The sequence below is a fragment of the Xylanibacillus composti genome (assembly GCF_018403685.1).
Taxonomy (GTDB): domain Bacteria; phylum Bacillota; class Bacilli; order Paenibacillales; family K13; genus Xylanibacillus; species Xylanibacillus composti.
In genome coordinates, this window is the sequence record NZ_BOVK01000072.1 from 1 (window position 1) to 15,654 (window position 15,654).

Genomic DNA, 15,654 nt, shown 5'->3' on the forward strand with positions numbered 1-15,654 from the left:
TTTGATGCAAGGCTAGTGCAATCGCTCCCTCTATTTCACCTTCCACGAACACAGGTGCTGGCAAGCCGGTCAAACGGCAAGGCAACATGACACAAGATTCGATGAATGAACGGTTCCCTCAAGCAAGTGACGGGTCTGCTCGTTACGCTCACTTCTTACGAGGAGACCGCTTGCTTCTCCGCGTGCTCGTGGCCTCCGGCAGCCTCCAGCATGAGCATAAAAATCAGGCCAAGCGCAAACAGGAAGCAAGCAGCGACAGCCAGACCAATGCCGCCGAACATCAAATATTCCCGCATGCTGCTGCCTGATGCAAAAAAGCTGGCCACAAAAGCAGCAATGCCCAGCAGCACCGTTACGGAAGTCAGTCTGCTCGCCAACGTCCACACCTGCTGCTGCTGTTCATTCATCTTCGACTGCCGCTTCATGCGCTGCTGCGGCATGTTCATCCCAGACTGCCGCTGCCCGTTCGCGCCCGGCTTCTGCTTCATGACCGGCTGTTGTTCATTCATCGTGATCCGCCCCTTTTTTCCTTCATTCTACCGGCGTTCACAGATTTGTCAAATCTTTTTTTACGCCGATATGGAGGACGGTGCGGCCAAGGGCCAAGGCCTGCGTTACCGCCATAAGAGCAGTTGGCAGCCATACGTTCATGTAAGTTGTCGCCCATACTGTGCAAACCATAAGAGCTATCCTGCTATTCGCCGCAGCCGATCATTCGTCATTGGCCAGCCATTCCTGCTGCCGAGCGCACAAAAAGCTCCGTACGCCAACACGCTTCTGGGGTACGGAGCTTTCGCGTCCTTTCTGGACCGGAAAAACAGCTTGCGCTTACGGAAGGGACTGCAGGCAAACTTACGTCTGATCCTGCCACGCTCGTCGCCTTTTTTAGTCCCTCATTCCGTTACAATTATTACTCGCCTGGATAGCTCAGCTTCCATTGCGCCCGGATTGCGTCGAGCGTCTGCATAATTTGCAGCGTTTCGTCTACAGGAATTACGCTGCTTTCGGTCCGACCTTCACGGAGGCATGCCATCGCTTCCATCGCCTCATAATTGTAACCCTTCGTTTGGCGATCACAGTTGAAGTGAACCGGTTCCTCGTCACGCACGTGCAGCGATGCAGATGAGGCAAACAGGAAATTCGGGATATGAATGTATCCCTTCGTGCCGTAGAGAAACGCATCATTGACCAAGCCAAGCCGCACCGAACCGTTCAGCATTGCCTTCCGGCCGTCGTCGTATTCGAACAGCAGCGAGAAGCGTTCATCCACATCGGTCTCGCCAATATGTACACTGCTCATAATCTTGCTTGGCTGCTTGCCGTACACCATTGAGGCAAGGGAAACCGGATAAATGCCAGCATCCAGCAAAGCCCCGCCGCCGAGCTCCTTGTTCAACAAGCGGTGCTCAGGCTGATACCCGATATCGAATCCAAAGTTCGCCTGTACGAGCTGTACTTCTCCGATCAAATCGGCCTGCATCCATTCCCGCACTTTGACCAGAGGCGGCAAAAAGCGCGACCACATCGCCTCCATCAGGAACAGCTTGTTGGCCTTCGCATAGGAAACCAATTCTTCCGCTTCGGCAGCATTAATCGTAAATGGCTTCTCGCAGAGCACAGCCTTACCAGCGCGCAAGCAAGTCATCACATTGTCCTTATGCGCAGGATGCAGCGTGCCGACATAGAAAATATCGACCTCCGGATCTTGCGCCATCTCCTCGTAACTGCCATACGCACGAGGAATGTTGAACTCCTTGGCAAACTTTTCTGCGCGCTCCAGCGACTTGGAGCCAACCGCCACCATTTCGGCCCCTTCCACTTGCAGCAAATCCTTTGCGAATTGCGACGAAATCCAACCCGGGCCCATGATGCCCCATCTAATTGTGCGTTCTGCCATCTTCATTGTCCCTCCCATGAATTGGTACATCATCCTTACCATTATGGCATACTCTGCCTATGAACCATGTAGAATTTTTTATGAATTTTGTCTACGCACGATCCATCGTTGACCGGTAGGCGACTACCGCATCCTTGCCGGATGCCTTCGCTTCATACATCGCACGGTCTGCCGCCTGCAGCAAACCTTCCGCATCCGCGGCATCCTTCGGATATACGGCGGCGCCGATGCTCGTCGTCACGAGAATCTCTTGCCCGAGGATGACACATGGTCTCCGGACAGCTTGCATAATGGAAGCCGCTACTTGTTCCGCCTCTTGGGTGTCCGACTCTCTTAGCGGGAGAAGCGCGACGAACTCGTCTCCAGCTATTCTCGCTACTGTATCCCCCTCTCGCATACAGGTAAGCAATCGCTTGGCGATTTTCTGAATCAGCTGGTCTCCCGCATGATGCCCTAATGTGTCATTAATGTCCTTAAACCGATCCAGATCCATGAACAACACTGCGAATCTGTGTTGCGATGTCTGTGCCTCCTCTATCAGCTGCTCGATTTTTTCGATCAAAAAGCGGCGGTTCGGCAAGCTCGTCAACGTATCGTGATAAGCCAGCGTAATTTGCTCCATCATCTGGTTGAACGCCCTGCCCAAATCGCCAATCTCGTTATCCGGATTATCCGTCGTGCGCACGGCTATATTCCCGGCTTCGCCTTCACGCATGACCCGATGGAGATGGCGAAGCGGAATGCCAACCCCCCGATGCACCAAGTAGCCGACGCATATGGCGGCAACCGCGCTGCAGACGACCGCCAGCCACAGGAAATTCCACAATAGCTGGCGAACCGGCTCGAGCAGCTCCTCTCTCGGATAGTAGCTCAATACGTACCATCCGGCCGGGTCTGTCTCATAGTAGACATAATAATGGTCGCGATCCATCCACTCGCTGGAAGTAAACGTTCCGCCACGTCCGTTCCCGGCCATGACCTCCTCCAGAATCGATGCATCCAGCAGACTTCCTCTAGCAAGGGCTGGTTCAGAGGCATCCACAATTCGCCCTTGCTCGCTCAAGATGACATACCCGCTGTTGCCCGTCTGCGCGGACCCGTCGAGCGCGGCATGAAGCTGGGCGGTGGACACCTCCAGCAGAATCATCCCCAGCGACAAAGATGGATTTAGCGGATCGCTCATCTTCCTCGCAACAGCAAAGTACGCTTCCTGCGGATTGGTGCTGACGAATGCCTCTTCGCGGGCATCCAAGAACACTGTCGGGCCTTCCGCAGCATCCAAGCTGTGGATCCAATCGATTTGCCGTATCCTTTCCGCATTGCCGCTTTTCATCATCGGGTGAATCAAGTTGTTCGGGAAAGTAGACACCACATGATGATAATCTAGCGAAAAAACGGTAATGCTTTCTCCGAGCGGCTTTCCGTACGTATAAGACCGGAGCAATTGGGCAAGCTCCAGTTCGGTTCGCTCATAGACTGCGGCATCTTGCGGAGTCGACAGCACAATCAGCTTGTTGAGGAGCTCCTGATCGTACACCATCATATCCAGATAGGACGCATATTCCCTAAGCATATGCTCCAGGTGCTTGCCGGTGCGCTCGACAGTCTGCAGCACCGCATCCGCAGTCTCCTGCTCGACGATGCGCACAGACTGTTTGTAGGAAAAGGCGGACAAAATCGACACGATCACGATCACACTGATCAGCAAAGATATCGTTAAACGAAACGATGTACGGCGCAGAACGCCGCGAATCGCGGTCTTCCATTCGTTGACAGGTCGTTTCATAGCTTCGCCCTCCGCGCGAGAGAGTTCCTCACCTCAATGCTGTCGACTCCGCTCCAGGATGCTGTTCACTTCTTCCACCGCATCGTTCAAAACCGCGCGGATCTTGTCCTCATAGTCCGAATCGCTCGCAACCATATCCCAGATAGCGGAAATATGATTGACCAGCGTCGTCTCGATCGGCCCCCATTGCGGAATGGACGGGAAGGACCTGCCGTACGATGCGGCCTCAGCGAAGGCTGCCAGCGCGGTATCCGGCTCATTGGCGGCTGCATCCAGCACCTCCAGCCTTGCTGGCAAGAAGCCCGTCACTTCGGCATATCTGGCTTGAGCTTCCGGACTCGATAAATACTTAATCAGTTCCCATGCTTCCGCTTTGCGCTCGGAATGCTTCACAATCGACAGATTGCTGCCGCCAATGAATGTAGCGCGGCCCTCGGGTCCGGCAGGGATCGGCGCAATCGCATAATGCCGGGCCGCTACGGTCTCGGCTTTGCCGCCCCGCTCATGGGGCGTGGCCAGCCTGGAGGCCAGCCAAGGTCCGGAAATGACGGCGGCCGACTTGCCGTCAGCGAAGTCGTCTTCCACCTGCCGGCTGTTCTTGGCCAATGAAGTCTCGTCCACCAAGCCTTCCCGCACCAGATTCATGTAATACAAGATGCCTTCGAGCGCGGCCTCGCTGTTGAAAGCAGCCTGCTGCCCGTCTGCGGTTAACACCTGGCCGCCGGCTCCCCATATCCATGGGAAGAAATTCTGCATGATGTCCCAATCATGCTTGCCGGGTATCGCGAATGCATGAACCGCTGCGCCATCTATCTTCGTTCCGTTGACGCTGCGCAGCGCCTCAAGGAAGGACTCCCAACTGTCAAAAGCTTCATCCGGATCGATCCCAGCCTGCTCGAATACATCCGTACGATAATAGACCGCGCGTGCGTCCACATGCCAGGGAATGGCATAAATCGCCGGGTCCCCCTGAATCCCGGTCGTTTGCCAGCTGGCCGGCAAGAAGGATTCGCTCCCGCCGATTTCATCCACGAGCGTCGTCAGCTCTTCCAGTCCGTCCATCGCCGCAATGGCAGGCACCCAGGTCGTGCCCAATTGGAGCACATCCGGCCCAGTCCCTTCCGAAACCGCTTTCACGATGGTCGACCAAGCCGGGGCCCAGTCCAAAACCTTAATTTCCAATGCAATGTCCGGATGGGCTTCCCGATATGGCTGGAGCACATCGAGCAAATCGTGATACTGCTTCTGATCGTTGCTGATGATCCACATATCCAGAGAAACCGTTTTACTATCTGTCGGTTCTGCTGTCTGATTCAAGTTCTGGACGGTCGGTGTACTTGTACAAGCTGCCGTCACGAGCACTAGCAGGAGGAATGCCGTGATCATACGCAATAGGTTTATCGTTTTCATAACCGGTTAATCTCCTTCACATGCACAAGTACCTAAAATTATATAAAATTATACTCCAACCCTGCTCAGAAGTACAGATTGGAAGTGGGTTCGGCTTTGTTTTTCTCCTGTTTGGCCAGCCCTCTCTCCAATTCGCCGCTTGCGCGCCCCCGCCAGCTTCCCAGTAAATGTACGCTAAATCGTCCGCCGTCTACTCCAATCCTTATGACAGCCTCTGCGTCCGCGCATAGGCGGATGACGATTTCCTGGCTGGCCGGGCGTCTGCTTATACATAACGGATGCATGCGCCATAGAGTAAGGTATCAAAGCAAAAGGAGGGAATGCATTATGGCATATGCCGCTGGTGCAGGCTATGGATTTACGTCCACTGGAGCCATCCTTGTGCTGTTCATTTTGCTCGTCATCATTAGTCGGACTATCTTGGTCTGATCGCAGTGAGTCCGACTGATTCGGATTGAAGGAGGGATAAACATGTCCGCAGCAGCTGGATATGGTTGGACAAATACAGGCACCATTCTGGTGCTGTTCATCTTGCTTGTCATCATAAGCCGCACATTCTACGTGTAACCCGCATATCCGATAAAGGAGCTGTCCCATAATCAACGGGCAGCTCCTTCATGTTTAAATAAAGTATATATGCTAACTATTAAGAACAACCAGTGAGCGCAACCGGTTCAAAGCTGCGGCCAGCTCCTGCTTCCGCGGCAAGGCAAGATCGCCCGGATGCTTGCCGACATAAGGAGAAATGGCATCCAGACCCTGTTCCTTTTATAGGCTTTGTAGCCCTTTCCATCCAACCGAAGCAGCAGCTGTTCAAGACGCTCCATGGTTCTTCCAATCCCCCGTCTCCCTTATTTCCCGCTAGATGCCGCACCGGACCAATACTTCTCCGTCAGCACGGTCAACAGCTGCACGCCGACTTCATTATGTCCCCCTTCAGGGATGATCAGATCCGCATATTTCTTGGACGGCTCAATGAAGGCTTCATGCATGGGCTTGACCGTACGCAAATATTGGTCGTGAATCGACTGAATGGTGCGCCCCCGTTCCTCGATATCGCGCAGCACCCGGCGCAGAATGCGCACATCCGGGTCTGTATCGACGAACACCTTGATATTCAGCATCTGGCGCACATTCTCGTCGGACAGCACATGCAGGCCTTCGATGATGACAATTGGATTCGGCAGCAGCTTCACCGTTTCGGTCTCGGAACGGGCATGAATGGAGAAATCATAAACGGGTGCATGCACCGTCTCACCAGCCTCCAGCTTGCGAAGATGCTCCACCAGCAAATCATTGTCGAAGGCAAGCGGATGATCGTAATTGATCTGCTCCCGCTCCGCCATACTAAGATGAGCTTGATTTTTGTAATAATTGTCCTGAGAGATGAATGTCACCTTGTCTGCACCCATGCGATCAATCACCGAACGGGCGACCGTCGTCTTGCCGGAGCCGGTTCCACCGGCGATACCAATGATAAGCATGCGCTTCTTCCCTTCCTGCCAGTCTTATGCAACGTTCTATTCGATTTCTGTATTGTAGCACAATCCTGGCCGATTGTTGACTGATCGCCTTCGCATGAGATTGTTCCCGCTGCATGAGAAGCCGAGAGCCTTTGCCACTAACGGCCAGAGGCTGAAAGGGAACGATAGCCATCACGTGCGCGAGTATGCCGGATGCGGTCAATGACGGGAAGCTGCCTTGCGCTTCAGCCGCATCATGCCGAAGATGACGATGGGCAGAAACAGCTGGAACACGAGCCCCAGCGCAGTCCATGGACTGTTGAAATTGAAAAGGCTGATGGCATTCTCGAAAAACCAGATGGAACAAATCGCTCCGAGAATGCCGAACGCTGTAACAGAGAGCTGGCCGGAAACACCGCGAAATACCCGGCTTGTGCCAAGCGTGATGAAATACAGGCTGAAGGCGATTTTGACAAGCATCGTGGCCAGCCAAATGCCGACTAACGGCAAGTCGAAGCGGTCCAGAAAATCGGTAATGCGAAGCTGCCTCACCATCTCGTAGGTAGGATAAAGCGTCATCTGGGGAATATGGACGCCTAACGTCAGCACTGTGTAAAAATTCAACAGCAGCAAGCTGCCAACGCCGATAACTAGCGCATAAAAGCCGTGTTTGAAACGAAAGGTTCCGCCTGTGAACAAGAACGGGATCGCAATGACCTCCCCCACATACGACAGCACATACCAGCATCCCTCAAGCGAAGGGCCAATGCCATACTCGAACATGGGCGTAAGATAGCGATATTCAAATTCCGCAGCAATAATCATACAGATTCCTACGATCACGATCACCAATATCGGAAACCAGATTTCAGTTAATCTGCCAATAGTTTCTAGACCGCCTTTGGTAATGAGAATGACGGTTACGATGACCGGAAACAAAACCATGATCATCGGCGTCTCCCGCAGCAGCGCGAGATTGACGAAATCCGCAACCATCCGCAAGTCTCTAATGAAAATATAGAAAAAAAACAGCATGTAGCCCATTGCCAGAACTCTGCCTGCAATCGCATACTGACCGATCAATATTTCGAACAAATCCTTATTGGGAAAACGGTGCGAAACTTTGGCCAGGAGATACAGCGGAAGCATCATAACGAAAAACGCGATGCAATAGGACAGCCACGAATCCATCCGGGCAGCGCTGATCACTTGGTTCGGCACGTTCACTAAAGTTGCGTCCAAGATGAACGCAGCGCCGATCAAGATTAATTGCCATTCCGTTATCTTCGCCACAGTGTCGCACTCCTTCTGCTATTGAATAGGATCGAAAGGCTCCAGCACAGCCATAAGCCAATTAATCGGCCGCGGAACATGCACGCCGGTTGTGATATAAATCCACAGCCCGCCGCTGGCAAGCAGCATGATGAGGAAAAACCACCTGTTGCCGGGAGAGGCCTTGCGCAAATTTCTCCATTCCAGCACAACGGCGGCAATCAGTACAAAGCCGATCAGCAGCACAAGCTTCAGGTTCATTGCGACACCCCTTTCCGTGTAGGAAAGATGAGGCTGCCCGGATACTCAATATGGATATCGCTGTTCACCTTTACTTGAATGTTTGAGTAGAAATCCTCATGCCAATCATGCCTGATCTCATGCCAAATATCGGGATGTTTGCGGTATAACGCATCCCCGAACCCGAGCGGATCGGACTTGAGTCTTTTCAGTTCCTCTAACGCCTTCTCCACCATGGTAGTGATCCGGTCATTCAACACTCGTTCTACCTGGACCAAATGCGATGCATGAGACAAATTGAAATCCGACTGATTTTCTGCCACCCCGCCTCTAGCTCTGATGCTGAGTTCGTAGGTATATGGGGGCGTCGTGGACAGCGGCGTAATTTGCTGCTCGATCTCCACCAGCCGTACGGTCATTCGCCCTTCTTTTCCTTCAGGTGGATTGACTGTAATATAGGGGCCTCTAACATATCCGGAGCTAATCAGCAGGCCCTGCGTCAACTCTTCATCAAGGAATCCGGATAACCGGTCGCCTCGAAACACGGCAAAGTTGACCAGCTTGATGCTCGACTCAGCTTTTCCAGCCGATCCAGGTTCGGTCTTGGCTAATTTTATTGCGGGCAGCATCAAGTCCACGCCGTCCGATTTGAGATTGTCGATCATCATTTTAATGGTGATGGGCCTGCCCATCGTTTGGATCACAAGCTCGCGAATCATCTCGGAAGGAATGCGCTCCACCGTTGATTCTGCATTGAGAATATCGCGGCCCTGACCTTTTGCAACGACGGCCAGTGCGGTCAGTCGATTCTCCGGCAGACGGGCAGAAATGTCCGTAACCGTGGCAATATTGTCCCGGGCCAGCTCCTCGCCGAAAATCAGCACGCGGCGATGGCCGAAATAGAGCTCCCTTGGCAATGATTGCTGCTGATGGTCGTCTGCCTCGCGAATCGTGGAGCCTGTGGCAGAGTCCATGTACCAGGACTTCCCCCCGCTTGTTCCGCCACCGCCGCCTCCGGGTGAGCCAAGTTGGCCTACGAGCGGAAACTGGAAGCTGACGCGATAGCCTTCCTCATCTTTGTCGTATGCCGTAGCCATGACGAAAGCCACGTCATTAATCTCCCTTCGGTCCCAGCAGCCGCTCAACAGCGCTATTATGCTGACCATGGCCAAAACAGACGTCATCTTCCTTACCATCCTAATTCCCTCCGAATCAGCGGATTAATAGTTCGGCCGCTTTCCCCGCTTCCAGTTGCGTCCTATAAAGCTTCGCGGCCGGAAAATCATGCGCCACCATGGCGCACGCGTCAAGATGTCCTTCAGCTCTTTTTCCCTTAATGGCGCAATGCCCGACATGTACGGCACACCGAAAGATTTCAACTGGACCAGATGGAGGGCAATGAGCAACGTGCCGATAATAATGCCGAACAGCCCGTAGACGGCTGCCAGGATCAAGAGCGGGAAGCGCAGCATGCGAATAGCTATCGCCATATTGAAGCGAGGAATCGTGAAGGAAGCGATCCCCGTCAAGGCGACAATGATCACCATAGGCGCCGATACGATCCCCGCCTCGACCGCCGCTTGGCCGATGACGAGCGCGCCGACAATACTGACCGCCTGGCCCAATGTCTTGGGCAGACGTATCCCTGCCTCCCGCAAAGCCTCGAAGGAGATTTCCAGAATGAGCACTTCGACGACCGCCGGGAACGGAATCGTCTCTCTGGCTGCCGCTATGCTCAAGATCAAGCTCGTCGGCAGCATATCCTGGTGGAAGGTCGTCGTTGCTACATACAAGGCAGGGAGGAATAAGGCAATGAACATGAACATGAAGCGCAGCCAGCGAATAAAGGTGCTGATCAAAAAACGTTCATAATAATCCTCACTGGCCTGCAGAAACTGCCAGAAGGTGACCGGGCCTGTCAAGACGAACGGGGTCCCGTCTACGAAGATGGCGAACCGCCCTTCCAGCAGCTGGCCTGCGACCGTGTCGGGCCGCTCCGAGTACTGCAGCTGGGGAAAGGGAGAAAACGGTTGATCCTCAATCATTTCCTCTATGTACCCGCTCTCCAGCACACTGTCGATATCGATCTTGGACAGGCGTTTGCGCGCTTCCTCCACCACCTTTGCGTTGGCGATGCCCTCCATGTAAGTCAACACTACGCTTGTCTGGGTCTCTGCCCCTATGGTGAACAGTTCTGTCTTCAACCGGGGAGACTTGATTTTGAATCGAATGAGGCTTGTATTGGTTTGAATGCTTTCGTTAAAGCCTTCGCGCGGTCCGCGAATAACCGCTTCCGTCGTGGGTTCCTCTACGCTTCGCCTGATGCCGCCTTTGACCTCGAGAACAAAGCCCTCCGCGAAGCCATCCAGCAGAAGCACGGCGTTGCCGGACAAGATGCCCTCCACCGCTTCCCTCATCTTGCTTGTTCTCGAAATCTTGGATAACGTTATGGTCTCCTTCTCAAGCGAATCGAGGGTGGGCTTTGACTGGCTCTCGGCCGCCAGATCGATCAGCAGCGGACGCAGCAAGTGGTTATCCAACAATTGCGATTGGACGATCCCCTCTATATACACCAGAATCGCTTCCGTCCGCTCGTGAATCACCTCGCGAAACACAACATCATAGCAACTCCGAAACGCCTCTTTCAGAACTTCGCAATTCTCTTCAAGGGATTCGGACAAATTTGCTTGCAGCGCATCCGGCCAATTGCTCTCCTTATACAGCTCTGTAGATGCGGGCTTCCCCGCCTTAGCCTTGTTCCGCATAAGCAATTCCTTTCCAATTGTTTCTGTGCCTTTATTGTGCGCAGCAAGGCAACCTTTTACTCTATTCGCCCGTACCCTTCCTGAAGAAAGAAAAAGCCCGCTATCCTTCACGGACGCGGGGCTTGACGCCAGGCTTTCGATTCAACAGCATATCGGCTTTGATTATGCATTTTCAACGCATGTGCGCCTGCAGCAGCCTCTCCCTCATTTGCCAGAGGTTCGGACTCAGATCGACAGGGTATTTCTCCGGGTTCATGCGCCGCAGATATTCCGGCCAGAATTGACGGAGCCCTTCCCGATGGAAGGCGCGTGCATGCTCGATGCCAGGGAGGTCGTACACCAGCTTTCCCTTCTGGAATACAGGCTGAAGCAGAGGGATCGCTTCATACTCCCCGACTTCCTGTTGCAAATAGGGATGGATCGGGTCAAACAGCCGCAGCGGCTTTCCCTCCTGCATATCCGTTTCTTCAACGGAGGCGATATAATCGGCTATGGCTTTGCCTGATTGCCGGTTGATGATGCGGTACACCTCTTTGGCGCCGGGAGTCGTCACCTTCTCCGGATTAGCTGAAATTTTGATAACCGGCTTCAAGATGCCGGCCTGTTCCCTGGCGACCAGCTTGTATACACCGCCCAGCGCAGGGTCATCCTTCGCCGTGATGAGCTTTGTGCCCACTCCCCAAGTGTCGATCCTGGCCCCTTGCGCCTTCAGATCGAATAAAATGTGCTCGTCCAGATCATTCGAAGCGACTATGCGCACATAGGACAACCCGGCTTCGTCGAGCATGGCGCGAGCCCGCTTCGACAAATAAGCCAAATCGCCGCTGTCCAGGCGGATCGCCTGCATGCGCTTCCCTCGCGCTTCCATCGCCTTGGCTGTGCGGATGGCATTCGGCACGCCGCTCCTCAATGTGTCATACGTATCGACCAGCAACGTCACTTGGTCGGGCAATGCAGCAGCAAACCGGTCGAACGCCTCGGATTCCGAATCATGCATCTGCACCCATGAGTGGGCGTGGGTGCCTTTCGTCGGAATGCCGAACAGCATGCCGGCCCGAAGGTTCGAAGTCGCATGGAAGCCTGCCAGGTAGGCGGCTCGGGCTCCCCATACAGCTGCGTCCGCCTCCTGGGCGCGGCGCGTCCCGAATTCCAGCAGACCGTCTTCCCCCGCAATATGCTTGATGCGCGCCGCCTTGGTAGCAACCAGCGTCTGATAGTTGACGAAATTGAGCAGTGCCGTTTCGATAAGCTGCGCTTCCAGGATCGGCGCCTCGATTCGCATAAGCGGCTCCCCGGGAAAGACGATCGTCCCCTCCGGAACACTATAGATTTCCCCTGTAAAGCGCAGACTGCGCAAGACCTCGAGGAAATCCGGACTGTACCCCTCTTCCTGCCCGGCCAAATAATCCAGCTCTTCCTCAGTAAATCGCAGCTCCTGTACATAACGTACTACGCGTTCCAGTCCCGCGAACACCGCATAGCCGTTGGCGAACGGAGGCTTGCGGAAATACATGTCGAACACCGCCCGGTTCCGGTGAGTTCCATTAGCCCAATGCGCGTACATCATATTAATTTGGTACTTGTCTGTATGCAAAGCCAGTGCGTTCATAGCCTGAGGTTCTCCTTTATGCAAGTGTTCACGGCAGCGGGGCCGGCTGGCCGTTCCGCAGCAGCGTCGCGCCCATCGCCTGCTGGAAGTGTTCGATTGCCCAATACCCCTTCGTCCCCCTAATATGATGCGGCGGGTATAGCTTGGTCTCCGGATATACGATGCCGCTTATAGTCTGCGGGGAATGAGGCGTTTGTATCCGCAGCCCGTTGTTCGGCGGAATATGCTGGATGCGTTCATCTTCGAGTCGGAGGAGATCGAGATAAAGTGGGAGCAGCGGCAACGCAGCACTTATGTCATCTTTTCTAACATATTTTCTTTACCCCTCTATTCCATTATGTATTTTTTATGAAAATTCGACAAAATCCCCTCTTCGATGTCAGGAAAATATTGCATCATAAGTGAAGTTCATGTAAGATAAATCCTATCCAATCAAGAGCCGTGTCAGTTGGTCCTTGCTCCATGCAGCTGACAGGCCTTGCGACTACACAGATATCGGGAGGTTTTACACATGAATACTCTGCTTCGACCCTTTATCCGCCTGATGAACCGTGCCAAGTATGCGCAGAAGTTTCTCTTAATTACCTCTTTGTTCTGCATTCCGATTTTGATCATGCTCCATCAATTGATCCAAGCGCATAGGGATGATATCCATCAACTGTCCCTTGAGCTGGAAGGCGTCTCCTATATCGCGTCGTTGGAGCCGATTATACTGGAGATGCAAAAGCACAGAGGTCTGGCGAACGGTTGGTTGAATGGGGACAGCTCTTCCGAAGTCGCCATCCTGGAAAGCCAAGAGGCAATTGAACAATACCTTCTAAGCAGCGACAGTCTTCTTAAGCAAGCTGATCCCGCATTTGCGCTGGAGGAGGAATGGGAAGCAATTCGCATCGCATGGCTGGACTTAAAGGAAGCTTACGCTCGCCTGGCTCCGGAAGAAAGCTTTCAGGCGCACACCGCATTGATCGGGGACATCCAAGGCTTGATCACAACCATTGCCGATCAGTCTCAGCTCACCCTGGACGCCAGGCTGGATACCTTCTATCTGGCCACCCTGAGCACCAATCATCTGCCAGCGCTTATCGAAACGGTCGGACAAGCCCGAGGAAGCGGCAATGGCATATTAGCCGCATCGCGGATCAGCGAGGAACAGACGCTGTCTTTCATGTTGGCCACCGAAAATATGGACCGGGCGGCAGCAGCCATGACAAAGGTTCAGGAGCTCGTTCTGTCCTACAATCCATCGCTGCGGGAGGAATTGGAAAAGCTATCGGCAGCGAGCATAGAGGCAGCTGAAGACTACTCCCGAATTATCGCAGAGCAATTCATCGAACGCTCCCTTACCATGGAGCCCAGCGATTATTTCGCTCGAGGCACGCAGACGATCGATGAGGCATCCCTGTTCTTCGACGCCGTCATAGCGTCACTGGACAGACTGCTGCTCGAGCGACTAGAACAAGCGAAATTCAATCGGAACCTGGTATTCGCCAGCCTTCTCCTGTCATTCTCGCTGGCAACTCTGCTCTTCCTCAGCTTCTATTGGAGCGTCAAGCGCTCCGTAGCGGCTTTGAACGAGAGTTCCCACCAGCTTGCTACTGGCAACCTGAAAGCCCGGATCGTCGTGGAGTCCCGTGATGAGCTGGGAGATGTAGGGCATTCCTTCAATGCCATGGCGGAAAGCATTGGGAACCTTATTCGCTTGAACCAAACGATGATGGAACAGATCGCTGCTGCCTCCGGCCATTTAAGGGACATGTCGCAGCAGACCGTAAGCGCCACCGAGGAGATCGCGGAATCCACCCAGCTGGTCGCCGCCGGAGCGGACAGGCAGCTCGAAGCGACGGACGAAACTTCCCGTGCCATGAGCGAGATGGCAGCTGGCGTACAGCACATTGCCGAGGCTACTTCCTCCATATCGGAGCTGGCCGAAGACGCAGCCAATCAGGCGAAAAGCGGCAATGACACGCTGGTATCGACTGCCGCCCGCATGCAGCAGATTCATCAGACGGTTCACCGATCTGTCGAGACGATGCAGGTGCTGGGACAGCGCTCCCGGAAAATCGGCGACATCGTCTCCGATATTGCCAACATCACCGCCCAGACACATATTCTGTCCTTGAACGCTGCCATAGAGGCAGCAAGAGCCGGCGAAGCAGGGAAAGGATTCTCCGTTGTGGCGGATGAAATCCGGGCGCTGGCTGGGCAGTGCAAACAAGCGGCAGAGTCCATTGCCCAAATCGTGCTGGAAATTGCCGCTTCTGTAGAACAAGCGGATGGCGCGATTCTTGAAGGACAGCAGGCTGCTGCGCTTGGGCTGAAGAGCATGGATGAGATGAGCGCCATATTCCACAGCATACTGGACTCTGTTCAGCAGGTAGCCGAGCAAATTCGGGATACCTCGGCCATATCCGAGCAGATGTCTGCCGGCACCGAGGAAATCGCTGCTTCGGTCACCGAATTGACCGCCATTGCACAGCAAGCGCTGGACAAAACCCAAGTCACTTCCGCATCCAGCCAGGAGCTCCTGTCCTCGATGGAAGAAGTGCAAGCGGTGATTGATACATTGAATGAATCCGCAGATCAATTAGCCGGGGAGATGAAAAAGTTCCAGGCTTGATTCCTGATACGGGCGCTCCCCATAGAGCGTCCTTCCCATCATCTAAGAGAATGACCGGCTCCCCTGCTCGTTTGCGTGCGGGAGCTGGTTTTTTGTCTACGAAGGAGATTAGCCGCTTTCCTCGCTTAATCGACGGACAAACGGAACATCCGCCGGAGCAAATGCATAGTGCTGCAGCTCCGAACGCGCGACCCAGCAGTATGCGTCGTGATCGACCAGCCGGATGTCCCCCCTCAGATATGTCGCTTTGTAAGCAATCAGGCGAATGCGTACTGTGCCATAGTCATGCTCGTTCACCCCAAACCTTGCATAAGGCGCAATGTCAATGCGCATCTCTTCACGCAGCTCCCGCTTCAAGCATGCCTCCGGCGTTTCGCCCGGCTCGAGCTTGCCTCCCGGGAACTCCCACATTCCGCCCTGCGCCTTGTCCGCAGCCCGGCGGGCAATAAGCAGCCGCTTCTCTTCGTCCTCAATGATCGCTGCCGCTACCTCGATCAACTTCGTCCCCCTCTTTCCTTCTATTGATGCAGCCCTAACATAATTTGTCCTTCTTTTGAATATAAGTCACACTAAAGGGCCCTGTCCAACGCTGGCG

The 15,654-nt window shown here is 54.0% G+C and carries 15 protein-coding genes and 1 pseudogene; 3 read left to right on the forward strand and 13 right to left on the reverse strand.

Annotation, left to right across the window (positions count from 1 at the left end; genetic code table 11):
- Positions 1-155 precede the first annotated feature (155 nt).
- The 4 genes from XYCOK13_RS19520 to XYCOK13_RS19535 all read right to left on the reverse strand — a co-directional run bounded on the left by XYCOK13_RS19520 (position 156) and on the right by XYCOK13_RS19535 (position 5,093).
- The gene (locus XYCOK13_RS19520) at positions 156-509 is read right to left on the reverse strand and encodes a hypothetical protein (protein WP_213413923.1); all 354 of its coding nucleotides are present in this window, start codon (positions 507-509) and stop codon (positions 156-158) included.
- Between the two features lie 401 nt (positions 510-910).
- The gene (locus XYCOK13_RS19525; RefSeq protein WP_213413924.1) at positions 911-1,897 is read right to left on the reverse strand and encodes a Gfo/Idh/MocA family protein; all 987 of its coding nucleotides are present in this window, start codon (positions 1,895-1,897) and stop codon (positions 911-913) included.
- Positions 1,898-1,988: 91 nt separating this feature from the next.
- On the reverse strand, positions 1,989-3,683 hold the full coding sequence (locus tag XYCOK13_RS19530; RefSeq protein ID WP_213413925.1) for a diguanylate cyclase domain-containing protein: 1,695 nt from the start codon (positions 3,681-3,683) through the stop codon (positions 1,989-1,991).
- Between the two features lie 33 nt (positions 3,684-3,716).
- Complete coding sequence (locus XYCOK13_RS19535; protein WP_213413926.1) at positions 3,717-5,093, reverse strand: sugar ABC transporter substrate-binding protein; 1,377 nt, start codon at positions 5,091-5,093, stop codon at positions 3,717-3,719.
- A gap of 327 nt (positions 5,094-5,420) precedes the next feature.
- On the opposite strand from XYCOK13_RS19535, the gene XYCOK13_RS19540 reads away from it, so the two are divergent.
- Positions 5,421-5,522 (forward strand): YjcZ family sporulation protein, encoded by a 102-nt coding sequence (locus XYCOK13_RS19540; protein ID WP_213413927.1) that lies wholly within the window; start codon positions 5,421-5,423, stop codon positions 5,520-5,522.
- Positions 5,523-5,564: 42 nt separating this feature from the next.
- Entirely contained in the window at positions 5,565-5,660 is a 96-nt protein-coding gene (locus XYCOK13_RS19545; RefSeq protein ID WP_213413928.1) for a YjcZ family sporulation protein, read from the forward strand.
- A gap of 72 nt (positions 5,661-5,732) precedes the next feature.
- On the opposite strand, the pseudogene XYCOK13_RS22395 reads toward XYCOK13_RS19545, so the two are convergent.
- From XYCOK13_RS22395 to XYCOK13_RS19580, 8 genes and pseudogenes are all read right to left on the reverse strand, one after another.
- Positions 5,733-5,858, reverse strand: a pseudogene (locus tag XYCOK13_RS22395) (hypothetical protein); the annotation flags it as partial.
- 86 nt (positions 5,859-5,944) lie between these two features.
- Positions 5,945-6,577 carry a uridine kinase gene (gene udk / locus XYCOK13_RS19550; RefSeq protein ID WP_213413929.1) on the reverse strand — a complete coding sequence of 211 codons (633 nt, stop codon included), beginning with the start codon at positions 6,575-6,577 and terminating at the stop codon, positions 5,945-5,947.
- A 198-nt stretch (positions 6,578-6,775) separates the two neighbouring features.
- Positions 6,776-7,849: a GerAB/ArcD/ProY family transporter gene (locus tag XYCOK13_RS19555; protein ID WP_213413930.1), complete on the reverse strand. Its 1,074-nt coding sequence runs from the start codon at positions 7,847-7,849 to the stop codon at positions 6,776-6,778.
- Positions 7,850-7,867: 18 nt separating this feature from the next.
- A complete protein-coding gene (locus XYCOK13_RS19560; RefSeq protein ID WP_213413931.1) occupies positions 7,868-8,089 on the reverse strand; it encodes a hypothetical protein in 222 nt (73 codons plus the stop codon).
- Positions 8,086-9,264 carry a Ger(x)C family spore germination protein gene (locus XYCOK13_RS19565; protein ID WP_213413932.1) on the reverse strand — a complete coding sequence of 393 codons (1,179 nt, stop codon included), beginning with the start codon at positions 9,262-9,264 and terminating at the stop codon, positions 8,086-8,088. The genes XYCOK13_RS19560 and XYCOK13_RS19565 overlap by 4 nt, the downstream gene beginning before the upstream one ends.
- Before the next feature lie 24 nt (positions 9,265-9,288).
- Positions 9,289-10,833 (reverse strand): spore germination protein, encoded by a 1,545-nt coding sequence (locus XYCOK13_RS19570; RefSeq protein ID WP_213413933.1) that lies wholly within the window; start codon positions 10,831-10,833, stop codon positions 9,289-9,291.
- 172 nt (positions 10,834-11,005) lie between these two features.
- Entirely contained in the window at positions 11,006-12,442 is a 1,437-nt protein-coding gene (locus tag XYCOK13_RS19575) for a nicotinate phosphoribosyltransferase (protein ID WP_213413934.1), read from the reverse strand.
- Between the two features lie 28 nt (positions 12,443-12,470).
- Positions 12,471-12,725: a hypothetical protein gene (locus XYCOK13_RS19580; protein ID WP_213413935.1), complete on the reverse strand. Its 255-nt coding sequence runs from the start codon at positions 12,723-12,725 to the stop codon at positions 12,471-12,473.
- A gap of 228 nt (positions 12,726-12,953) precedes the next feature.
- Here XYCOK13_RS19580 and XYCOK13_RS19585 point away from each other — a divergent pair, with 228 nt between their 5' ends.
- Complete coding sequence (locus XYCOK13_RS19585; protein WP_213413936.1) at positions 12,954-15,059, forward strand: methyl-accepting chemotaxis protein; 2,106 nt, start codon at positions 12,954-12,956, stop codon at positions 15,057-15,059.
- A 108-nt stretch (positions 15,060-15,167) separates the two neighbouring features.
- Here XYCOK13_RS19585 and mutT read toward each other — a convergent pair whose 3' ends face one another.
- Positions 15,168-15,557 carry an 8-oxo-dGTP diphosphatase MutT gene (mutT, locus tag XYCOK13_RS19590; protein ID WP_213413937.1) on the reverse strand — a complete coding sequence of 130 codons (390 nt, stop codon included), beginning with the start codon at positions 15,555-15,557 and terminating at the stop codon, positions 15,168-15,170.
- Positions 15,558-15,654 lie beyond the last annotated feature (97 nt).